This window comes from Prevotella marseillensis (genome assembly GCF_900625065.1).
GTDB lineage: Bacteria > Bacteroidota > Bacteroidia > Bacteroidales > Bacteroidaceae > Prevotella > Prevotella rara.
In genome coordinates, this window is record NZ_UYXY01000001.1 from 764852 (window position 1) to 787300 (window position 22449).

The window sequence follows — 22449 nt, forward strand, 5'->3', positions numbered from 1 at the left end:
ATGGATATTGAATAAAAATAGTTAAATGTTTAGTTAATACGAGGCAAAATAACACTTATATCAGCTAAAAGCATTACCTTTGCGCCGCTATTACGAGTTGATAGCATAAATTCAAACCTAATTACAAATAAAAAATGGCAACAAAAATCAGATTACAGCGAGGTGGCCGTAAAGGTTATGCCTTCTACAGCATTGTCATCGCAGATGTAAGAGCACCACGTGATGGTAAGTTTACAGAGAAGATTGGTACATACAATCCTAACACCAATCCTGCTACGGTAGATTTGAATTTCGACCGTGCTCTCTATTGGGTTGAGACAGGCGCTCAGCCAACAGACACAGTACGCAATATCCTTAAAGGTGAGGGTGTTTATATGATGAAGCATCTTCGCGGTGGAGTAAAGAAAGGCGCTTTCGACGAGGCTGCAGCTCAGAGCAAGTTTGACGCTTGGAAAGCTAACAAGGTTAAGGGTCTTGACCAGATTCGTGAAAACGAGGCTAAGAGCAAGAAAGACGCTGCTGCTAAAGCTCTTGACGCTGAGAAGAAAGTAAATGAGGAGATAGCTAAGAAGGTAGCTGAGAAGAAGGCTGCTGCAGCTGCTGCTAAGGCTGAGGCCGAGGCTGCTGCAAATGCAGAGGCTTCTGCTGAAGAGGCGCCTGCTGAGGCTTAATTTTCTTAAAAAGAGATTTTAGAATAGGGCCGGCTCATCATTTGAGCCGGCTTTTTTGTTTTCTTTCTTCTGTTATATCTTAGGGTTGTTTTGCTTTTTTATTTTTGCTGTGCCTCCTTTTGGGGGTATGATGCTCTTGGCTTTTCTTTATCTTTGTTTTGATATAATGGTTCTTTCTGTTTAATTATGATGTCTGCTGTTTGAGTTGTTCCTGTTTTTTTATATTGTCTCGTCTATTGTCGTTCTTTTTGTATGGAAATTTCATTGTTATGTTGTCGCTGTTTTGTAAATATAATTCTCTGTTCAGACAGAAAACTTTTTATTTTTAACGCTCTCAGAGTGGCCATGCTCTCTGCAAAACAATGATTTTGAGCGAAAAATATCAAAAATAGTATATATTTGACAATATGCTGATATACAATGACTTACATTGTTTCTTGGTAAAAACAAGAAGAGTTAAAAAATATTACTATGCCGTTTGGCGGTCAGAAACGGCTCATTTAGCAAGGCAAACTCATGCTTTTATGTCTTGAATATGCATGAGTTTTAATTAAAAATGTGCCTTTTTATTGACTTTTGTGTATGCTAAATGCGAATATGTCTTAATATTTAACCTCTATGCAGATAGAAAATAAATGTCTATTAACATTATGATTTCTAGATTAAAGAAAACTCATGTCCTGATTTTTTACCGTTTTCTTCATTTTGTAAGTTGTTGCTTTCTATTGAGTTTTTCTCTCTTTATATGAAATATTATCAATGTTATAAAAGTAAAATTTTTTACTTTTTTCCGTCTTTATGTAATTCGCATTCTTAATGAGTTTAATATGTCTTTAATCTGTATTGAGGCATGTATAATTTGTATATTCATTTATTCTGTCTGTTTATTGTTTCCAGTAGACATCTTGCTGTATGTCTTTATGGGCATTGCCAGCAGAGTCTGTAAAAATATCTACAGCAATTTGCCAATATAAAAAACAGCAGTTTGTCATAATCCTTATAACTCCTTGAGGAATATACGGCGGCTTCTGTATTTTTGTCAAAATATGATGTTTCATGTTTATGCCGATGGCACGATTTTTGGTGATGAAATTATACGTGCGTTCTGGCCATAAAAAATATTGTTGGGCTTATTCGGCTTGTGCCAATATTCTGACATAATGCCGCGATGTGCTTTTAAGTGCTACAAAATATATTGGGCGGATTGTGCCGTATGGACATTCCGTCATGCTATGGCTAAGTAAATAATTACAGATTAATCAGTAGAATATGTTTAAGCAAAGTGTCAATAAAATATTGTTTTTTGTAGTATCGTTTCTGGCGTGTTTGTCATCAGTAAGTGCAGAGGCTGCATCATCAGATCCTTTGTGGCTGTCGTCATGGCGTGCAGGCACGGTCGTGTCTGATTCAGATGTCAAGTCGGTAGGCATATCCCGATGCTTTGTTAGCGAAGATATTAGTGACAAGGTGTTCAAACGCATGTGGCTCAAGTCGTGGAAACGCAACTGTACGATGAAGCGCAGCCAGCTTTGCTATTTGAAGATGCTGCACCGTAATGCCAAGGGGCAGACACAGCTTGGCGAGATGGTTGTAAACAGGGCTATAGCCGGTAAGGTGTTGAGAATTTTCAGAAAACTTTATGATTCAGGTTACCGCATTGAACGTATGGTGCTCATCGACGATTATGACGCAGACGATCAGGCCTCGATGCGTGCCAACAACACTTCGTGCTTTAATTTCAGGTTTATGACAGGCTCAAGGACACGGGTTTCTAAGCATGGTCTGGGACTGGCAATAGACATTAATGCGCTTTATAATCCTTATGTCCGCAAGAACAGCAACGGCACATGGACTATTGAGCCGAAAGAAGGGCGCCCTTATGCCTTCAACCGAGATAAGCGTAAGGATATTCCTTATAAGATAGACCGTAATGATCTGGTATACAAGCTGTTTATCGAGGCCGGATTTACGTGGGGTGGGGCATGGCGCCGTTCTAAAGATTATCAGCATTTCGAGATCAGCCTTTAGCGTTTTGGCATTTTTAGCAATTGCTGAAATTGCAGATGGTTTCAGCTTTTATGTCTTTTCTTATTTGCAGGCATTTTATAATGTTTGCATATATATGGCTTTTTGAATGAGTTTGTCAATGTAATTCTCAAAGAAAAATATTTTATCTTTTCATTGTGGGGTGTTCGTTTTCTTTGTATTTTTGCTGTCTGATGATAGAATGTCATTTGAATGACGCCCCGGTGATTTGTCGTATGTTTGCAAGTGAACAGGACGTTTTCTAAGTGGAGGCTTGTCCGTTTGTTTATGCATGGCAGTATTTGTTGCTGTTTGTTGAAACATTTAAAGTAGTTTTTTATTGAATATTTTGCGGATAGCGCGTGATGATTAATGTATTAAAATCGTTGTTTGTATGGCTGTGCTTTATTCCGGCAGCCATTCTCAATGGCGTGTTTCGTCAACACGTACTTGCTGAATATATGGGCAATGCTTGTGCAATGGCGTTAAGCGGTGTATTGCTGAGTCTGTTTATATTGCTCATATCATGTTTTCTGTTGCCGCGTGTGGTAAAATTAAGCAGAAAAGGATGTTTGATAATAGGTGGATTATGGATGATTCTGACTGTAGTATTTGAAGTTGTCTTCAGCATGTCTGCAGGTCTTTCGTTCAGCGATATGCTTGTTGCATACAATCCTATGACTGGCAATCTGTGGTTGTTGGTGGTTCTGACAACATTTTCTGCTCCGTTGTTTGTATATAAAATAAGACGTATCCAACAATATGGTGTTTATTAATAACTGAAGATACATTAAAATCTATTGATTGGAAGTATACAATATGTGCCTGGCTTGAAATACAGCATTGGAGATTTCTAGTCAATTGTGTTTGGTGAATAGAGTATTTACATTTTGCATAAATGATTTAGTATTAAATGATTGATAAGTTTTTTGAGACCGAACGTCTGATTCTCCGTCCTTGGAATGTGGATGATGCAGAGGCACTTTACAAATATGCGAGCAGTCCGCTGGTTGGGCCTGTTGCAGGGTGGCCGCCTCATACGTCTGTGGAAAACAGTTGTGATATTATACGCACTGTTCTTTCTGCTCCAGAAACGTATGCTGTTGTATTGAAAGCTACGGCGGAGCCAGTTGGAAGTGTCGGCATAATGTTTGGCAATGGAGTACATAGTGCGGATATGAATGAAGATGATGCCGAAATAGGCTATTGGATTGGTGTCCCATATTGGGGTCAAGGCCTGATACCTGAGGCTGTTAAACGTCTGCTTTGCCATAGTTTTGATGACTTAGGCGTAAAGCGGGTTTGGTGTGGATATTACGACGGAAATGTGAAGTCGCGTCGTGTTATGGAGAAGTGTGGGTTTACTTTTCATCATACAGAATGCGGAAAGATTTCACCATTGGGCGATATACGTACAGAACATTTTATGCTTATGACGTTAAGCGAGTGGAAAAATACAAGTAATAAAGAAAATGTCGCAGGATTTTGATATTAATGTATGGCTGGAGTGTTTCAGAGTTAAGCTTGTTTCACTCTTCGGCAGGCGTCTGCGCTTCTTCGGATTGCAGGGAAGTTATGGGCGTGGAGAGCAGACTGCCGGCAGTGATATAGATGTTGTTGTTGTCATTGACGGCATGAGCCGTCGTGACATATTTGCTTATCGTAATATGCTTGATACGATGGACCGCAGCAGCGTGATTTGTGGATTTGTTGCCGGTTCGGAGGAATTGCGTGGATGGGAGAAGTCTGATTTGCTTCAGCTCTTTCTTGACACGCAGCCTATCATTGGTTCGCTTGACAGCTTTGGTGTCTTTTTCACCAAAGAAGATATACGCCGTGCAGTAAAGATAGGGGCATGTAATATTTATCACGCTTGTCTGCACAATTTTCTTCATGCGCGGAACAAGGGCGTTCTTGCGGAACTTTTTAAGTCGGCCAGGTTTACAGTTCGCATGAAACATTATTATGATACAGGCGATTATGTCGCTTCATTCAGCAGGTTGAAAGATGTTGTTCCTGATGAAGACAGGCAGATTTTGCTCTGTGCTGCTTCTGTGGCTGACGGGTGCAACAGTGATTGCTTTGACGGGTATAGTCTGATGCTTGCAGACTGGGCCGGCGATATAATCCGGACAATGCATTAGATGTATAGAGTATTTAGATAAAAAGAAGCATTCGGAAAAAGGCGGTAGACATCATGGTATGGCATTAAGCATTTACCAGCGACTGATGTTGACACCTTTTCCCGAATGCTTCTTTTGTCGTTTTTTGGCCTATTTGTCAGGCTCTCTTCATCTTAGCTCTACAGTTCGTTTTTGTATATTTCAGTCAAGGCGTCCTGATATTGGCGCTCAATGTCCATATACGTAATCATGTTTTTGTAGATGTTGTCGGCTTCCACGTAATACTCTGTTACGGAAATTTCTCCGTTTTCAACCGCAGTGCGCAGCAATTTCAGCGTCTGTCGCATCAAAGGCACGTCGTATGCATCGGCCGAAGCTTTCAGCTGCTTCATCTGGGTTATCATAGTGCGTGCCGAGTTCTCGGCGTTAATACGTGCATTTGCATGTTGCATTACGGCTTCAGTCTGTCTTGCCTTTGCGATTTTTACCTTGTTCTTGCTTGAGAACAAAGGTATCGAACCTCCAATCAGGAAACCGTTGCTTGCATTGTCGCCCTCAGTATTTCGGCGGTAACCTATCTCAAACTTAGGAATCCAACTCTGTTTGTTCACCTTTACATCCTGTTCTGCGGCAAGCACAGAAGCCTGTGCTGTGCGGACAGTCCAGTCTGTGGCAACGGCTTTTTCATACATCGTAACTTCGTCGTCAGCCGGGGCTTGTGGATATTCTGTCATGTTTACCTCTATCGGCAGTCCTCCGTTAAGAGCCTGCAGCTGTTGCATTGCATTGGCATGTTTGGTGTCAGCCTGAACAAGTTCTGTCTCAAGGTTCATCCTGTCGAGCTTTATTTTGTTAAGTTCAAGTGATGTGGCGTCACCGTTCTTGAATTTAAGTTCGAACATGGCCAATAGTTCATCGGCATTCTTGCGCCTTTCCTGCAGCAGTTGTTTCTGTTTGTTGTAGTTGATGATGTCAAGGCAGAGCTTCTTTGCGTTGACAAGAATGTCGCGCCGTGCCGTCTGATATTGCATGTCTAGCACATTACGCTGCAGTTTTCCGGCTTTCTTGCGCGCTCCGTAAAGGGTAGGGAAGTTGAAACCCTGGGTAATGACTAGCTCTGAACTTGCGATACCGCTTGTTTCGCTCTGAAAGAATGGGCTGTATTCTATCGAGAGGTCCTCGAGTGTGTTTTGCGATTTGTTCTCTATGTCTGCAACCTCATTGCCTTTGAGCAGCGCTTTCAGTTCCATGTTGTTCTGCTCAACGCTTTTCAGTACGGCGTTTATGTCTTGAGCTTTTGCGCTGACAACTGCGGCAAAGGCCATGGCGGCCAATATTATTTTTTTCATTGTTCCTTATTTTGGTTGTCTGTTTTGATAATATTCTTTCGGTTCATCCACTCATATACAATAGGAATGATGAATGCGTTGAGGAAAGTAGACGTGAGAAGTCCGCCAAGTATGACTTTCGCCATAGGGCTTTGTATTTCATTACCGGGCAGGCTTCCGCGCAGAGCCAGTGGTATGAGGGCGAGAGCCGAGCATAATGCCGTCATAAGTATAGGATTAAGACGGTCGAGTGAGCCTCTCATTATGCATTCTCTCAGCGGAAGATGTTCCTCTTCGCGGAGGGTGTTGTATCGGTTGATGAGCAACATACCGTTGCGTGTGGCAATACCAAACAACGAGATAAAGCCGATTATGGCAGGAATGCTGACTTCTCCTGTGGTAAGTACCAGCGCGAATACGCCTCCGATAAGCGCAAGAGGAAGGTTGAGCAGGATTACTCCGCTCTCGAGGGCGTTTCTGAACTGCATGTAGAGCAGCAGGAATATTACGACGATGCTGAGCAATGATGCCAGCAGAAGTACACGGCTTGCGTTTTGCTCGCTCTCAAACTGACCTCCGTATTCAACATGATAGCCTTCCGGCAACTTTATCTCTGAGTTTATTCGTTTCTGGATGTCGTTCACCACGCTGCGCAAGTCGCGTCCGCTCGCGTTGGCAGAGATGACAATTTTACGTTTTACGTTCTCGCGGTTGATTGTGTTTGGACCCATGGCAGATTTTACTTCTGCAACATTCGCCAACGGAATCTTGCGGCCGTCAGGTGTGTCTATCATCAGGTCACGTATGCGTTCCATGTCGCAACGGTCGTGTTCGGCAGCACGTACCACAAGATTAAAGCTGCTGCCGTTGTCGTATACCTGTGATACTGTCTCGCCTGCCATGTTGACACGGACAAATGTGTTAAAGTCGGCGATTGAGATGCCGTAGAGTTTCAGCATGTCGCGTTTAGGCTTTATTTCGAGTTCCGGACGCTCAATCTGCTGTTCAACGTTGAGATCGGCAATGCCGTCTACTGTACCTATGGCATCTTTTATCTGGTTGCCAATTTCAAACATCTTGTTAAGGTCGTCACCGAACAGCTTGATGGCAATGCTGGCCTGTGTACCGCTGAGCATGGCGTCAATACGGTGGCTGATAGGCTGGCCAATCTCGATGTTGGCACCTGTTATTACGGAAAGTTTCTTTCTCACGTCGTTGAGCATCTCTTCGTGCGAGCGGTCTTTCAGCTCAAATGGTGCCTCGATTTCTGACACATTTACGCCAAGTGCATGCTCGTCAAGTTCTGCTCGTCCTGTTTTTCTTGCTACAGTCTGTATCTCAGGTATTGACAGCAGGATATTTTCGGCACGACGTCCTATTCTGTCAGACTCTTCGAGTGATATTCCTGGTAAAGAACTGATGTTTATTGTAAGCGAGCCTTCGTTGAACTTCGGAAGGAAGCTATGGCCGAGAGTAAAGAACAATCCAAGAGCAGCAACAAAAAGTATTGCCGTTGAGGCTACAACCGGACGCTTGTGGGCAAGTGCCCATGTGAGCCAGTGTTCATAGTGCTTCTTGAGCCATACTGTTACGAATGCTTCTTTTGGCATGCCCTCTTTGGTATCGCGGCCTAGCAGATAGCTGCACAGTACAGGCGTGAGCGTGAGTGCAACGATTGTTGATGCCACTAGTGCCACGATAAATGCCACGCCGAGAGGTATGAGCATGCGTCCTTCCATTCCGCTTAGATAGAACAGCGGGATAAAGCTTACGATGATTATTGCTGTTGAGTTGAGGATAGGCATTCGCACTTCGCGTGATGCGTTGTATACAACTTTCAGCACCGGAAGCCGTTGTTCCTTTGGCAATGCTCTGTTTTCGCGCAGATGTTTCCATACATTTTCAACGTCCACTATGGCATCATCGACAAGTGAACCTATGGCTATTGCGAGTCCGCCGAGACTCATCGTGTTGACGCTCATGTGGAAATAATGAAGAACAATGAGCGATATGAGCAACGATACCGGCAGGGTTATCAGTGAAATGACAGTGGTGCGGACGTTGGCAAGGAAGAGGAACAGAACTATGACAACAAATATAGCACCTTCGTAAAGTGACTGCTTAACATTGTTTATAGAGCTTTCGATGAAGCGTGACTGACGGAATATGTCGGTAGATACATGTACGTCAGCCGGCATATTCTTTTTAAGGTCTTTTAGTGCAGCCTCAAGTCTTTCCGTAAGTTCTATGGTGCCGGTGTCGGGCTGCTTGGTTACGGTGAGTAATACTGCTGGTTTTCCTTTCTCAGAAGCTGTTCCGAGTTTCGGAACCTGTGGCCCGGTCTGTACGTCTGCCACGTCAGCAAGGGTTATTGCATCGCCGTTGACTGTCTTTACGACGGTATTGCCCATTTCTTTTACGTCTTCTGTCGACACAACGCCACGAACGATATACTCGTTGCCATATTCATAAATCACGCCTCCATTGGTGTTGCGGTTCATCTGGTCAGTTGCGGCCATAACTTCAGCCAGTGTCACTCCGTAATGGTTCATTCTGCCGGGATGAAGTAAAATCTGATATTCCTTTATGTCGCCTCCTAATACAGCTACTTGCGACACACCTCCCGTAGACATCAGTCGGGGGCGCACCGTCCAGTCGGCCAATGTGCGCAAGTCGGTCATTGATGTGCTGTCTGCTGTAAGGCCAACGATGAGAACCTCTCCTAAAATAGACGACTGCGGACCTAAGGTTGGCTGCCCTACGTTGTCGGGTAGAGTCTCGTTTACGGCAGCAAGTTTCTCTGAAACAATCTGGCGTGCCAGATAAATATCAGTACTCCAGTCGAACTCAACCCATACAACAGAGAATCCCGTCGTTGAAGAAGACCTCACACGTCGTACATGCGTGGCTCCGTTCACAGCTGTTTCGATAGGGAATGTTACAAGTTGCTCCACCTCTTCTGCCGCCATGCCGTTGGCTTCGGTCATGACAACCACAGTAGGGGCGTTAAGGTCGGGGAATACATCTACCTCAGTTTGCCCTGTTGTGTAGATGCCTCCAATAATCAACAGTACCGCTGCAACAAGTATAAGCAGGCGGTTTTGCAGTGAGAATTTTATTATTTTGTTCAGCATTGCTTATCCTTGGTTTAGTGTTGATGCGAATGTGCGGGCAGACTAGTGCTGGCTGATGCCAGTCTTACTTGAGTGGCGCCCTTGGTAACTACTTTCTCGCCGCCTTTCAGGCCGCTTTTTATTTCAACTCTCTCACCGTCGGTTTCGCCTATTTCCACCTCACGGCGCTCATAGCAAGTAGCGTCTGTCTGTATATAAACAAAGTTTACTCCGTTCTCGTCGGTAAGTGCAGACACAGGAACACTTATTACTCCGGGGCGTTCTGACGTCAAAAGATAAGTCTCAACGAATGCTCCCGGCATGACGTCGGCCTGATTGTTGAACTCGAATGTTACGGGAATATAGGGTGACCCGTCGCCTGTTGACTTGCCGGTGGCAACAAGACGGCCGTTCATTGCTCCTATGTTGTATATTCTGTCGCTGTATGCTGTCTTAAACTTAGCCGACTTGACTGTACCAAGTATTGAGTAATATCGCTCTGGAACGTTGGCTTTTAGATATAGCTTGCGTGTCTGAGTGACGTTCATCATAGGCTGTCCGACGCTTACATAGTCGCCCTCTTTTACAAGACATGTCTTTACATATCCGCTTATTGGCGATGTTACGGCCACTCCGCTTCCGCCTTTGCTTCCAGAGAATGCCTCGTAGGCAATCTTTGCAGATTCGTAGTTGGCTCTTATGCTGTTGAATTCTTTCTGTGTTACGATATTGTCTTTCACTAACTTTGCTGCGCGTTCATACTCCTTCTTTGCTGTCTGATATGCGATTGCAGCCTGCTTTGCCGGATTGTCCTGAAGCTTGTCTGCTGAGATGGTGAACACCGTTCCTCCTTTGCTTACGGCTGTTCCTTCTGTTATGCCACGTTGAAATCTTACTATACCTGGCACGGTTGCCACTATTGTGGCTTCATTGCCGGATGCTGCAAGAATTTTGCCTCCGGCCGGGATAACTCCGCTGAAGTTGCCCGGCTTGATAATCTCGGCAACTATGTCTGCCTGGTGAGCCTGCTCCGGACTGATAACAATTTCGGTTGAATGGCCTTTTTCTTCACCTTCGTGTGCGTCTGCCTCTTCGCTGTGTGTGTGTTTGTGCTGACATGAAACCATGACCAGCATGCTTAGTACAGATGTAATTAAGATGTTTTTCTTCATGTTTATTTTATGTAGCTTTATTAATAATGTTTTGTCATATTTATTATTTATGCAAAAATAACGTAAAATGGATGCAACTTAGTTGCAATTGCGCATTTTGGAATATGTATGTTGCAATATGTCCTAAATTTATTGTCTTTATTCTGATGTCAGAGCCATTGAAGTTATGAATGATATGGAGAAAACGTTTGACGGAATAGACGATGTAACAGTTTACAGATGTTATGAAAACTAATGGAATACCAATTTGTCTGTATGGGATGTCTGTCGGTGAATACATTTGTCCGTAAACAACAATTTTCTTTTGATTCTTGTTATGTCGTTAAAAAATATGCTATAACTAAATAAAATATATTTGTTGATTTTGTCCTTTAATGCCGGAATAACGAATAAGTTTTATACCTTTGTTTTTAGATGTATTTCTGTGATAAAAACAGAAACATCTGTTTGTGTTAAGTTGTGTAATGAAAAATAATGATAATGCAATGAAAATAGAATGTAAATTTCGTACAGCTACGATGAAAGACATACAGGAGCTTAAAAAACTTTTTTGTAATACTGTGATGACTGTTAATCGTCGTGACTATACGGCAGAAGAAGTGGCAGACTGGGCGTCGTGCTGTGAAAGCGACGGATGTTGGGAACAGTTGCTTTCTACTTTGTATTTTATTGTTGCTACTGATGTTGAAGGCCAGATGCTTGGTTTTACAGCCCTTAGAGGGGATGGCTATCTTCATTCAATGTTTGTGCATAAAGATTACCAGCGTCAGGGTATCGCAACGGCTCTGTTGCAGAAAATAGAAGCTTATGCATCGGAGCATGGAATAAAAGAAATGACATCAGAGGTGAGTATTACTGCCCGTCCGTTTTTTGAACACCATGGTTATAAGGTTGAGCGTGAGCAGCGTGTTCTGGCCAATCGTATGATTATGACAAATTTTATGATGCGGAAGACACTGTAAGTCTATATTGCATACGTGTACATGAAGGACGCCTTGCCCAATTTAATATGAATATAATGAGTGATAATAAATAAAAAAGTCCGCAATCTTAGATTGCGGACTTATATGTTTTCTGGCGGTGCGTACGGGACTTTAACTTACACAATCAAGAAATCTCACAAAATTGCAATATACTGATAATAATCAAGTTATTACAAATAAACTATATTACTAAATATCATTAAATACCTTTTGCTATTTCAATTATTGGGTGTATATTTGGGTGTTGATTTTAATACACCCAGCTATGAACATCAAGAGAAATATCATCTTTTCATTAGAAAGCCGCAAGAAGGACGGAGTGCCAATCGTGGAAAATGTTCCTATCCGTATGCGTGTAGTTTTCGACAGCCACCGTATCGAGTTCACAACGGGTTACCGCATTGATGTCGCCAAATGGGACGCCGACAAGCAGCGTGTGAAGAACGGATGTACCAATAAACTGAAGCAAAGCGCATCGGAAATCAATGCGGACTTGCTGAAATACTACACCGAAATCCAGAATATATTCAAGGAGTTTGAGGTGCAGGGATTCATGCCGACCACCGAGCAGGTGAAGGACGCGTTCAACAGATTGCACAATGAAAAAAAGGAAGATGGGGAACAGGCTCCGGCGGTATTTCTGCCTTTGGAGGTATTTGACGAATTCATCAAGGAGTGCGGCACGCAAAACGGCTGGTCTGATGCTACCTATGAGAAATTTGCCGCAGTCAGGAAACATCTTGAGAAGTTTGACAAGGGACTGACTTTTGAATCGTTGGATGAACCCAAGCTAACAAAGTATGTGAATTTCCTGAAAGACACCGAAGACATGCGGAACACATCCATCATGAAACAGGTCGCTTATCTGAAATGGTTCCTGCGCTGGTGTACCAAGAAAGGGTATTGCATGAACAATGCCTACGAAGATTTCAACCCCAAATTGCGGAGTACCCCGAAAAAGGTGATATTCCTTACGTGGGAAGAACTGAACAAACTCAAAAACTATCAGATACCTGAAACCAAGCAATATCTTGAACGGGTGAGGGATGTCTTTCTGTTCTGTTGCTTTACCGGACTCCGGTATTCGGATGTACATAATCTGAAGAAAAGCGACATCAGGGACGGATATATAGAAATCACCACCGTAAAGACCGCCGAAAGGCTCATCATCGAACTTAACAACCACAGCAAGGCGATACTTGACAAATACAAGGATGTGGAATTTGAGGGGCACAAGGCTCTCCCTGTCATAAGCAACCAAAAGATGAATGACTATTTGAAGGAACTGGGCGGACTTGCCGAAATCAACGAGCCTGTCAGTGAAACCTACTACAAAGGAAGCAGCCGTATAGATACCATTACACCCAAATACGCATTGCTGGGCACCCATGCTGGGAGAAGGACTTTCATCTGTAACGCTTTGGCTCTCGGTATTCCGGCTCAGGTGGTCATGAAATGGACAGGACATAGCGACTACAAGGCTATGAAACCCTACATTGACATTGCCGATGATGTGAAAGCCAGTGCGATGAATAAATTCAACCAACTATAAAAAAATCAGCAAGTTTCACGGGATGCCTGTTATTGGGCTTATCTTTGTAACTTTCAATACATACAACAATGAGCAACAACGATAACAATATAGAGAAAAGAAGTTTCGAGGCTTTTGTCAATGCCATCGGTTCAGAGATAGAGCAGGCGCAAGTCCGGCTCATCAGTGCAGCCAATGCGCAGATGCTGTTCCACTATTGGAAGATGGGCAATTACATCCTGTACCACCAGAACCGACAAGGCTGGGGAGGCAAGGTCATCAAGAAACTGGCGCAGGCAATACGGTTCAGTTATCCCGAAAAGAAAGGATATTCGGTCAGAAACTTGGCTTATATGTGCCAGTTCGCACGCTCTTATCCATTGGGCGCATTACGGAGTTTTATAGAAACCGATGCGAAATTACTTACTCCAAGTGTGCAGAAAATCACGGATGAACTTCAAAGCCTGAACAATATGACATTTACGCAAGAGCCTCTTGCGCAAATTCAATCCTCAGACAATAAGGTAATTGCAATTGTGCAAGAACCTCTTGCACAAATTCAGGATGTAGTCCAAACAGTAGCCGCCGTTTATCAAGTACCGATTGAGGACATGGAAAAACTGTTCCTGGCATCACCTGTTGCAAGAATCAATTGGGCGAGCCATGTGATTCTGTTGAACAGTTCGCTTCCATTGGGCGTGCAATACTGGTATATGAAGCAATCCGTGGAAATGGGCTGGAGTAGCAATGTCCTTAAAATGCAGATTGAAAATAAATTGTACGAAAGGCAAATTAACAGCCGCAAGGTCAACAATTTTACCGCTACGCTTCCTGCACCTCAAAGCGACCTTGCCAACTACCTATTGAAAGACCCGTATATCTTTGACTTGGCAGGAGCCAAAGAACGCGCGGACGAAAGGGACATAGAGGAACAACTGGTGAAGCACGTCACCCGTTATCTGTTAGAGATGGGCAACGGATTTGCCTTTGTCGCAAGGCAGAAGCATTTCCAGATTGGTGACAGCGATTTCTATGCTGACTTAATCCTGTATAACATAAAGCTCCATGCCTATGTGGTCGTGGAACTGAAAGCGACCCCGTTCAAACCGGAATACGCCGGACAGTTGAACTTCTACATCAATGTGGTGGATGACAAACTGAGGGGAGAGAATGACAACAAGACCATCGGGCTGCTGTTGTGCAAGGGCAAGGATGAGATTGTCGCGCAATATGCACTGACAGGCTATGACCAGCCTATCGGCATCAGCGATTACCAGCTCAGCAAGGCTGTGCCGGAGAACCTGAAATCGGCATTGCCGAGCATAGAACAGGTGGAAGAAGAACTGACCATGCTTCTTGACAATGAAAAGAACAAACAAAAGTAGAACGCCTATGGCAGACAAGATACAGACGATGATTCCCCAATACGGGGAACTCAACAGAATATACAGGGACTATATAGACAATCGCGTTTTCTCTTTTGACAGGCAGAAATTCATTTCCGATTTCTGTCAGGAATACAATGACATGAAGTCTTTTGAGGCTGCTATCCTTGAACTGGTGCTTGACAGGCAAAAAGAACAATACACCTTGATACTCAACAGCCTGAAAACCGAAATAGAAAAGAGCATACAGGCTTATGAGGTGTGCCCGTTGAGTGATAGTGCCGTAGAGCGTGCTTGCTATCAACACATGGAAAGGTATTCCCTTGAAATTGAAGCCCAACTGGATGTAACAAGGAGCCTAAGCAAACCGCTGAATGAAGCCAACAATAGGTATGATTCCATAGGCTACAGGGAGCATACTGCCGAAGAGGAAAAACAGGCTGAAAAAGAATATGAACGCTGCAAGGCTGAATATGACAAGGAAAGAGCCAAACTGAATGAACTCTATGACCAGCAAAAGGCAGCAAGGAAAGAGGCATTCCAATATATGAAGAACCGTTGTGCGGACATGTACCGCCAAAGCTGTCTTTTTCTGGATATATTGAAGAAATACATTCCTGACGGGAACCGACAGGACGAGCCGGACAAGCCAATCAGTCAGCAGGAAACGGCGGATGAACAACAAGAGTATTTCAGCATGAAATTGCTTTCGCTCATTCATGAGGTATGTGTTGGAGAACAGTTCGAGGAAATTTCCGCACCGGATTTCTATGCCAATATGAACCTGCACCCCTGTAACTGCAAGCTGAAAATCAAACCGAGAGAGAAAATACGTGTATGCTATCTGATATTTCTGATGGGCGAGAAACTCTCCAAACTAGGCAGGGAAAAATGGAAAGCCGGGATACTGAAACTGCTGGATATTGATGACAGCTACTACAAGTCCAAGTACAAGGAGCCTGTTTCTGATTTTCCGAGTGACAGCAACCAGAAATTCGCCAAAGAAATGGAGCATATATTCAGATAATCGGTGACATATCCTGATTCTTTACGAAAGTTCCACTTTTACCACTCAAATTAATTTTTGAGTGGTATTTTTATTTACTGATATTCAATAAGATACAACAATATTCGGCTTACACCGTCCCCATCCTTACCACCCATAACCATACCTAATTTTGCATCGTTCGAGAACAGAAATAACAGCCAGTGCGCAGGGCTGATTGTTAAATCAAAAAAGTAGAACCATGCAAAATCTACAAGAGTTACTATCCAAACCCGTCTGGCAGATGACAGGCGAAGAGTTCATAATGTTAAGCAGGCACGCATCCGGTCAGACGGAAGCGCAGCCGCAGCCCGTAACGGACACAAGCAGGAAATATGTGTACGGAATACCCGGCATAGCCAGGCTGTTCGGATGTAGCCTGCCTACCGCCAACCGCATAAAGAAAAGCGGAAAGATAGACAAGGCAATCACCCAGATAGGGCGCAAGATTATCGTGGATGCGGAGCTTGCCCTTGAACTGGCAGGAAAGAAAACTGGTGGACGCAAGTAACAGGAGGAATCGCTATGGACTATATGAAAGACATCCGGGAAATATCGGACGAACAGGCGGTAATCCTCTGGCAAGCCTCACGGCTGAGCCTGTCGGGAAAATACGAGAAAGCGCCCGAAATCCTCAACGTGAAAGGTTCCGTAATCGGTACGTTGGGAAATTTCAGTGCATCCATCGGCAAAGCCAAAAGCAAGAAGACATTCAATGTGTCGGCTATCGTGGCTGCGGCATTGAAGAACGGTACGGTGCTCAGGTATGCGGCTGAACTTCCCGAAGCCAAGCGGAAAGTGCTGTATGTCGATACGGAGCAAAGCCCCCACCACTGCCTGAATGTGATGGAACGTATTATGCGCATGGCAGGGCTGCCCGATGACAGGGACAACGAAAACCTTGAGTTCCTTGCCCTGCGGAAATACACGCCGGAGCAGCGCATAAGGATTGTCGAACAGGCAATCTACCATACGCCGAACCTTGGTCTGGTGGTGATAGACGGTATCCGTGACATGGTGTATGACATCAACAGTCCCAGCGAATCGACACGCATCATATCGAAACTGATGCAGTGGACGGACGACAGGCAGATACATATCCACACGATACTCCACCAGAACAAGGGCGATGAGAACGCAAGGGGGCACATCGGCACGGAACTGAACAACAAGGCTGAGACCGTCCTCCTTGTGGAAAAGGACAAGAGCGACGGGGACATCAGCAAGGTTTCCGCCATGCACATCCGTGCAATGGACTTCGAGCCGTTTGCCTTCCGCATCAATGACAGGGCATTGCCCGAACTGATGGAGGACTACCAGACAGAAACCAAAACACCCGGCAGACCCCAAGGCGAGAAGTTTAATGCCTACAAGGACATTTCCGAGCGACAGCACCGGATAGCTCTGGAAGCCGCATTCTCGTTGCAGGACGAGTACGGGTATAAGGAACTCGGCAAAGCATTGAAAGAATCGTATGCCTTGGTGGGCGTTCCGTTGAGCGACAACAAGCTGGTCAAACTCATCACTGTGTTGAAGAGCAAGCGGATGATAGTGCAGGAAAACGGCAGGAAGTACAGGTACGAACCGGATTTCCACTATTAGCCTAATCCTCGCAATCACTTCACTTTATTCTCAGGGTCTATATATTAGAATAAAGCGAAGTGGTTGCAGGGACACACCAAACCGCTTCACTTTAAGCCGTATCCTATATATACGACAATAAAGTGAAGTGGTTATACAGCCAGTAACCTATATGAACAGGTACTGGCGAAAAGAAAAACAAACGATAACCGATAAAGACAATCATTTATGGATATACAGACAGCAAAACAAATCAGGCTGGAGGAATATCTTCACAGCTTGGGATATAGCCCGGTGAAGCGGCAGGGCATCAATCTTTGGTACAAATCGCCGTTCAGGGAAGAAACCGAAGCATCGTTCAAGGTGAACACCGAGCGGAATCAATGGTATGATTTTGCACTGGGCAAGGGCGGCAACATCATCGCGTTGGCTTCGCACCTCTATGCAACGGACAGTGTGCCGTACCTTTTGAAACGCATAGAGGAACAGGCACCGCACGTGCACCCCGTTTCTTTCTCTTTTCGCAAGCAGTCCTTTACGGAGCCGAGTTTCCAACAGTTGGAAATCGTGCCGCTTTCTTCCCCTGCCTTGCTCGCCTATTTGCAGGAAAGGGGTATCAATCCGGTACTGGCGAAAAGAGAATGCAGGGAGGCACGGTTTACGCACAACGGCAAGCGGTACTTCGCCATTGCGTTTCCGAACATATCGGGCGGCTATGAAATCCGCAACCGATATTTCAAGGGCTGTATCGCGCCGAAAGACATCACTCACATACGGCAGCAAGGAGAACCGAAGAATGCATGTTACGTTTTCGAGGGATTTATGGACTACCTTTCCTTTCTGACCCTGCGGCTCGAAAGCTGTCCGCGATGCCCCGATTTCGACAGGCAGGATTACATGGTGCTGAACTCCGTAGCCAATGTTTCCAAGGCACTCTACCCGTTGGGAAGTTATGAGCGCATCCACTGCTTTTTTGACAATGACCGTGCAGGAATGGAAGCCCTGCAGCAAATCCGAAAGGAATACGACAGCACCCGGCATATACGGGACGCTTCACAAATCTACTGCGGATGCAAAGACCTGAACGAGTATTTGCAGAAGCGCATGGCTGATGGAAAAGAACAAATGCAATCCGTCAGAAAGAGGAATGACACGCTATCCAAGAAACCGAAAGGCTTCCGGTTATAGCCCACTATAACTACACGCTTCGCTTGCGTAGTTGTGGGCTCTCCCGAGGGGCTTAGGACGCTGCCCTAAGAACCCGGCAAGGGCTTTCTGCCCTATGCAACCCGACCCAAGAGTGACCCTCTCTTTGGAAACTCCGCTTATGGGTTTCACCCCTAAGAACCCCTTGCGGTTATGAGTGGAAGCAACGAACAAAATTACAAAATAACACAAATTGAATTTAAGAAAATGGCAACAAAATCAAGCATACATGTTAAGCCTTGCAACGTGGCATCAAGCGAGGCTCATAACCGGAGGACTGCCGAATATATGCGCAACATCGGCAAGTCCAAAATCTACATCGTGCCCGAACTTACGGCTGATAACGAACAATGGATAAATCCGGATTTCGGCAGTCCCGAATTGCAGGCGCACTATGAGAACATCAAACGCATGGTCAAGGAAAAGACAGGCCGTGCCATGCAGGAAAAGGAGCGTGAGCGCAAAGGGAAGAACGGCAAGATTATCAAAGTGGCAGGATGTTCACCCATACGTGAGGGTGTACTGCTCATCAGACCGGACACCACACTGGCAGATGTGCATAAATTTGGCGAGGAGTGCCAAAAACGCTGGGGCATCACACCACTCCAAATCTTCCTGCACAAAGACGAAGGGCATTGGCTGAACGGACAGCCTGCCCCGGAGGACAGGGAGAGTTTCAAGGTTGGCGGAAGGTGGTTCAAACCGAATTACCATGCGCATATCGTATTCGATTGGATGAACCACGATACAGGCAAGAGCCGCAAACTCAATGACGATGACATGATGCAGATGCAGACCTTGGCATCCGACATCCTTCTGATGGATCGTGGAAAGTCAAAAGCCGTAACAGGTAAAGAACATCTGGAACGGAACGACTTCATCATTGAAAAACAGAAAGCCGAACTGCAACGCATAGAAGCCGTAAAGCGGCATAAGAAGCAACAGGTGAATCTTGCCGAGCAGGAACTCAGACAGGTGAAATCGGAGATACGCACGGACAAGCTCAAAAGTGCAGCCACCGATGCCGCTACGGTCATAGCAAGCGGAGTGGGTTCTCTTTTCGGCAGCGGGAAAATGAAGAAACTGGAACAATCCAATGAAGAATTGCGTCAGGAAATTGCCAAACGGGACAAGGGCATTGATGACTTGAAAGCCCAAATGCAACGTATGCAGGAACAGCACGGCAAGCAGATACGCAACCTACAAGGAATACACAATCAGGAGCTTGAAGCCAAAGACAAGGAAATATCACGTTTGAATACTTTGCTTGAAAAGGCTTTCAAGTGGTTTCCGATGCTCAGGGAGATGTTGAGAATGGAAAAGTTGTGCGCTGCCATCGGCTTCACCAAAGAAATGATAGAGAGCCTTCTGACAAAGAAAGAGGCTATCAGATGCAACGGCAGGATTTATTCTGAAGAACACAGGAGGAAGTTTGACATCAGGAATGATATTTTCAAGATAGAAAAGAATCCGAGCGATGACGGAAAACTGATACTGACCATTAACAGACAGCCGATAAGTGAATGGTTCAAAGAACAGTTTGACAAATTGCGGTGTGGATTCCAAAAAACACTTGATGAGCCAGGAAAGAGAAGAGGGCTCAAAATGTAATAGCTAAAATCCTACAGAAGAGAGCAACCAATGCATTTTGAGTTACTCTCTTTTCAATTATTCAAATTGGAGAAATGGCTGCTGAATAATTTGTTAAGTTAAACAATCAAAACGGCTAACCCAATATGATATGCTGCATTCTTACAACGTTAAAATTGATGTTAAATCATAGAATATCAAATACTTTTTATACTTTTGGGCTCAAAAGCATAAATTGACTTTGTGTATGATAACATATTCTGATGATAACGAAATTCTTTTGTCCTGTACTAAAGATATGGTAGGTAAAATTATCATTCCAAATGGAGTAAAAAAGATTGCCTCCCATGCTTTTAAAGATTGTTATGAAATTTCGGAGATTATATTGCCTGACACAATATCACAAATACAATCCCAAGCATTTTCTAATTGCACATCGCTAGAAGAGATAAATATCCCAAAAGAAGTTAAAGAAATACCTTATGAATGCTTTAGTGGATGTATAAATCTTCATACTATTTCTCTTCCATCTCAATTACTTGAAATTGCTTCTAGAGCATTCAGTAATTGCCAATCATTAACGACTATACTTCTTCCAGATTCTATTCGTAACTTGGGATATGAAGCTTTTAAAAATTGTTGTAATCTTTGCAAAATTCTAATACCCAATGGTATATCTTCCATATCATCTGAAACATTTTCAGGCTGCGAATCTTTATCAGAAATAAAGATTCCACAAAATATTCGGTCAATAAATCCCAATGCTTTTGAAAATTGCAATGAACTTAGATGTGTAATTATCGAGTCTAAAGACATAGATATTGATCCAACAGCTTTTATCGGATGTGAGCATCTAACAAGAATTTATCTTGGGAATTTCACTCCCATTAGAGTTCTTTCTGCATTTCCAGATTGTGCCAACATTAAATATATTGCTCCCTTAGAGGATTTTTCAAAAGGATTATCAAAGGAAGCCGTATCCTTGAATTTTATTCAAGACAAATTGTCAAATGAGCTGAAATACATGAGTTTATACTATCGGTTGTTCAACATGAATATAACTCAAATGAAATGGTCTGAGTGTCCTAAGAGGAATAATAAATCATTTAAGGAACCAATAGACACAGACTGGGAAACCTATAAGATAATACCACAATCATTAGATTACATATTAAAACTTAATTGGGAGAAATCAGCAGGAATAGGTTTAGTGCTTGGATATAATCAATATCGGGCATTAGATGTAGATATTTCTAGTCTTTGGGTTAGTGAGATTATGTATCCTGATGAAGGCTTAAATGGTTTTATTAATGAAATTCTCACATTGTTACACTTACCCATAGATTATCCATGGGTTGTACGCAGCGGCAATGGGTGTGGATTCCATATTATTTTTAAAAGTGAAGATAATACAGCTACACAAAATATAGATTCTTTATCATTTGAGCCTAAGGATGAATATTGCGATTCAGATTGCAAACTTTTTTATAGAATGGAACTGAGGTGGTGCGACCATTTGGTGTTACCTTCTTCCTTACATGCTAGCGGCTTGCAATATAGATTCAGAAATGGAACTCTTCCAACAATTATTCCTTCAAAAGTTACTTTGACAGAACTTGACTCAATGATAGATAAATACTGTGGCGAAAGAATCTATTTTACAGCTAATTATAAGGATATCACAATAGAATTGACTGAAATCAATAAGATTAAAAGTCGCCATGATAGTTATCTTTCACCTCACGAACATCAAATAAATACAATTGCATGGCTTATAGAAACTTCTAGTCCGGAAAGTAAAAATTCACTTGCATTACGTTATCTTTTTGGCAAAGAAATTGCAAGTAATTCTGATTTAGCAATAAAATATCTGACAGACTCTGATTCTCAATCTGCAAAGTTTAATTTATTGCAGTTATATGCGTGTGGATTCATTAAATATAATGCTGAAATTTACAATAAACTGCAAAAAACTTTAGATGAAAACCTTTTTAATGAACACTTGGATATTCTACAAAGTAATGCTGATAAATATCTGCCCGTAATAGACCGATATCTCTTTTTTGACACAGAAACGACAGGTTTACCCCAAAATTATAATGCCCCATCTTCCGATATAAAGAATTGGCCTCGGCTTATCCAATTGAGTTGGATAATTACAGACCAATTCCAAAATATATTAGCAAAGCATAATCATATAATAAAGCCAAATGGGTTTGTTATTCCCAATGAATCCATGTCCGTACATGGTATATCTACCGAATATGCAAAAATTAACGGAGAAAATTTGGATGAAGTTTTAGACTTGTTCGAATCTGATATAAAATCAGCAAAATACATTATAGGACATAATATAGATTTTGATAAAAAAATTATAGAAGCAGAATTTTATCGTGAGAATAAAGTTTTATCATGGAAAGGAACAATAAGTTTGTGTACCATGAAAAGTGCTATAGATTTTTGTAAATTGAGGAATTTTTATGGATACCGTTATCCTAAACTACAAGAACTATATAATAAACTATTTGGCGCTGACTTCGAAAATGCACATAATGCGTTTTCTGATATATCAGCTACAGTTAAATGTTTCTGGGAAATGGTAAAACGAGGGATTATAACAATTCCACAAACAAAAGCAGAAACAGCAACCAACACAGATGAGGATGATTTGCCTTTTTAGGGTATCATTTCCCAGT

The 22449-nt window shown here is 43.2% G+C and carries 17 protein-coding genes; 14 read left to right on the plus strand and 3 right to left on the minus strand.

Annotated elements, in window-relative coordinates; genetic code table 11:
- The first annotated feature begins 134 nt into the window (after positions 1–134).
- The 5 genes from EJL04_RS03265 to EJL04_RS03285 all read left to right on the plus strand — a co-directional run bounded on the left by EJL04_RS03265 (position 135) and on the right by EJL04_RS03285 (position 4840).
- Entirely contained in the window at positions 135–671 is a 537-nt protein-coding gene (locus tag EJL04_RS03265) for a 30S ribosomal protein S16 (RefSeq protein ID WP_021854119.1), read from the plus strand.
- Between the two features lie 1269 nt (positions 672–1940).
- On the plus strand, positions 1941–2699 hold the full coding sequence (locus tag EJL04_RS03270; protein ID WP_125104044.1) for a M15 family metallopeptidase: 759 nt from the start codon (positions 1941–1943) through the stop codon (positions 2697–2699).
- Between the two features lie 362 nt (positions 2700–3061).
- Positions 3062–3472, plus strand: a complete 411-nt coding sequence (locus tag EJL04_RS03275; RefSeq protein WP_241209932.1) for a hypothetical protein — start codon at positions 3062–3064, stop codon at positions 3470–3472.
- A 137-nt stretch (positions 3473–3609) separates the two neighbouring features.
- A complete protein-coding gene (locus EJL04_RS03280) occupies positions 3610–4185 on the plus strand; it encodes a GNAT family N-acetyltransferase (protein WP_125104045.1) in 576 nt (191 codons plus the stop codon).
- A complete protein-coding gene (locus tag EJL04_RS03285; protein ID WP_125104046.1) occupies positions 4169–4840 on the plus strand; it encodes a nucleotidyltransferase domain-containing protein in 672 nt (223 codons plus the stop codon). Before EJL04_RS03280 ends, EJL04_RS03285 begins: the two co-directional genes overlap by 17 nt.
- Before the next feature lie 158 nt (positions 4841–4998).
- Here EJL04_RS03285 and EJL04_RS03290 read toward each other — a convergent pair whose 3' ends face one another.
- Genes EJL04_RS03290 through EJL04_RS03300 form a run of 3 tightly spaced genes read right to left on the minus strand, consistent with a single transcriptional unit; the run spans position 4999 to position 10432 of the window.
- Positions 4999–6168 carry a TolC family protein gene (locus EJL04_RS03290; RefSeq protein ID WP_125104047.1) on the minus strand — a complete coding sequence of 390 codons (1170 nt, stop codon included), beginning with the start codon at positions 6166–6168 and terminating at the stop codon, positions 4999–5001.
- Positions 6165–9281 (minus strand): efflux RND transporter permease subunit, encoded by a 3117-nt coding sequence (locus tag EJL04_RS03295; RefSeq protein ID WP_125104048.1) that lies wholly within the window; start codon positions 9279–9281, stop codon positions 6165–6167. The genes EJL04_RS03290 and EJL04_RS03295 overlap by 4 nt, the downstream gene beginning before the upstream one ends.
- Before the next feature lie 14 nt (positions 9282–9295).
- Positions 9296–10432, minus strand: coding sequence for an efflux RND transporter periplasmic adaptor subunit (locus tag EJL04_RS03300; RefSeq protein ID WP_125104049.1), 1137 nt, complete (start codon positions 10430–10432; stop codon positions 9296–9298).
- Between the two features lie 485 nt (positions 10433–10917).
- Here EJL04_RS03300 and EJL04_RS03305 point away from each other — a divergent pair, with 485 nt between their 5' ends.
- The 9 genes from EJL04_RS03305 (at position 10918) to EJL04_RS03345 (ending at position 22433) form a co-directional block, all read left to right on the plus strand.
- Positions 10918–11394 (plus strand): GNAT family N-acetyltransferase, encoded by a 477-nt coding sequence (locus EJL04_RS03305; RefSeq protein WP_125104050.1) that lies wholly within the window; start codon positions 10918–10920, stop codon positions 11392–11394.
- A 286-nt stretch (positions 11395–11680) separates the two neighbouring features.
- On the plus strand, positions 11681–12967 hold the full coding sequence (locus EJL04_RS03310) for a site-specific integrase (protein WP_125104051.1): 1287 nt from the start codon (positions 11681–11683) through the stop codon (positions 12965–12967).
- Between the two features lie 68 nt (positions 12968–13035).
- The gene (locus tag EJL04_RS03315; protein ID WP_125104052.1) at positions 13036–14331 is read left to right on the plus strand and encodes a PDDEXK nuclease domain-containing protein; all 1296 of its coding nucleotides are present in this window, start codon (positions 13036–13038) and stop codon (positions 14329–14331) included.
- 7 nt (positions 14332–14338) lie between these two features.
- Positions 14339–15358, plus strand: coding sequence for a hypothetical protein (locus EJL04_RS03320; RefSeq protein WP_125104053.1), 1020 nt, complete (start codon positions 14339–14341; stop codon positions 15356–15358).
- 220 nt (positions 15359–15578) lie between these two features.
- Entirely contained in the window at positions 15579–15887 is a 309-nt protein-coding gene (locus tag EJL04_RS03325; RefSeq protein WP_118026614.1) for a DUF3853 family protein, read from the plus strand.
- Positions 15888–15901: 14 nt separating this feature from the next.
- Positions 15902–16978, plus strand: coding sequence for an AAA family ATPase (locus tag EJL04_RS03330; protein WP_125104054.1), 1077 nt, complete (start codon positions 15902–15904; stop codon positions 16976–16978).
- Between the two features lie 207 nt (positions 16979–17185).
- Positions 17186–18145 (plus strand): toprim domain-containing protein, encoded by a 960-nt coding sequence (locus EJL04_RS03335; protein WP_125104055.1) that lies wholly within the window; start codon positions 17186–17188, stop codon positions 18143–18145.
- A 225-nt stretch (positions 18146–18370) separates the two neighbouring features.
- Complete coding sequence (locus tag EJL04_RS03340; protein WP_125104056.1) at positions 18371–19774, plus strand: mobilization protein; 1404 nt, start codon at positions 18371–18373, stop codon at positions 19772–19774.
- A gap of 226 nt (positions 19775–20000) precedes the next feature.
- Entirely contained in the window at positions 20001–22433 is a 2433-nt protein-coding gene (locus tag EJL04_RS03345) for a leucine-rich repeat protein (protein WP_125104057.1), read from the plus strand.
- The last annotated feature ends 16 nt before the right edge of the window (positions 22434–22449 follow it).

Coding starts and splice junctions, on each gene's coding strand:
- EJL04_RS03265 (WP_021854119.1), top strand. CDS start 135: ATGGCAACAAAAATCAGATTACAGCGAGGTGGCCGTAAAGGTTATGCC.
- EJL04_RS03325 (WP_118026614.1), top strand. CDS start 15,579: ATGCAAAATCTACAAGAGTTACTATCCAAACCCGTCTGGCAGATGACA.
- EJL04_RS03300 (WP_125104049.1), bottom strand. CDS start 10,432: ATGAAGAAAAACATCTTAATTACATCTGTACTAAGCATGCTGGTCATG.
- EJL04_RS03275 (WP_241209932.1), top strand. CDS start 3,062: ATGATTAATGTATTAAAATCGTTGTTTGTATGGCTGTGCTTTATTCCG.
- EJL04_RS03280 (WP_125104045.1), top strand. CDS start 3,610: ATGATTGATAAGTTTTTTGAGACCGAACGTCTGATTCTCCGTCCTTGG.
- EJL04_RS03270 (WP_125104044.1), top strand. CDS start 1,941: ATGTTTAAGCAAAGTGTCAATAAAATATTGTTTTTTGTAGTATCGTTT.
- EJL04_RS03320 (WP_125104053.1), top strand. CDS start 14,339: ATGGCAGACAAGATACAGACGATGATTCCCCAATACGGGGAACTCAAC.
- EJL04_RS03285 (WP_125104046.1), top strand. CDS start 4,169: ATGTCGCAGGATTTTGATATTAATGTATGGCTGGAGTGTTTCAGAGTT.
- EJL04_RS03295 (WP_125104048.1), bottom strand. CDS start 9,281: ATGCTGAACAAAATAATAAAATTCTCACTGCAAAACCGCCTGCTTATA.
- EJL04_RS03290 (WP_125104047.1), bottom strand. CDS start 6,168: ATGAAAAAAATAATATTGGCCGCCATGGCCTTTGCCGCAGTTGTCAGC.
- EJL04_RS03305 (WP_125104050.1), top strand. CDS start 10,918: ATGAAAATAGAATGTAAATTTCGTACAGCTACGATGAAAGACATACAG.
- EJL04_RS03315 (WP_125104052.1), top strand. CDS start 13,036: ATGAGCAACAACGATAACAATATAGAGAAAAGAAGTTTCGAGGCTTTT.
- EJL04_RS03330 (WP_125104054.1), top strand. CDS start 15,902: ATGGACTATATGAAAGACATCCGGGAAATATCGGACGAACAGGCGGTA.
- EJL04_RS03310 (WP_125104051.1), top strand. CDS start 11,681: ATGAACATCAAGAGAAATATCATCTTTTCATTAGAAAGCCGCAAGAAG.
- EJL04_RS03345 (WP_125104057.1), top strand. CDS start 20,001: ATGATAACATATTCTGATGATAACGAAATTCTTTTGTCCTGTACTAAA.
- EJL04_RS03340 (WP_125104056.1), top strand. CDS start 18,371: ATGGCAACAAAATCAAGCATACATGTTAAGCCTTGCAACGTGGCATCA.
- EJL04_RS03335 (WP_125104055.1), top strand. CDS start 17,186: ATGGATATACAGACAGCAAAACAAATCAGGCTGGAGGAATATCTTCAC.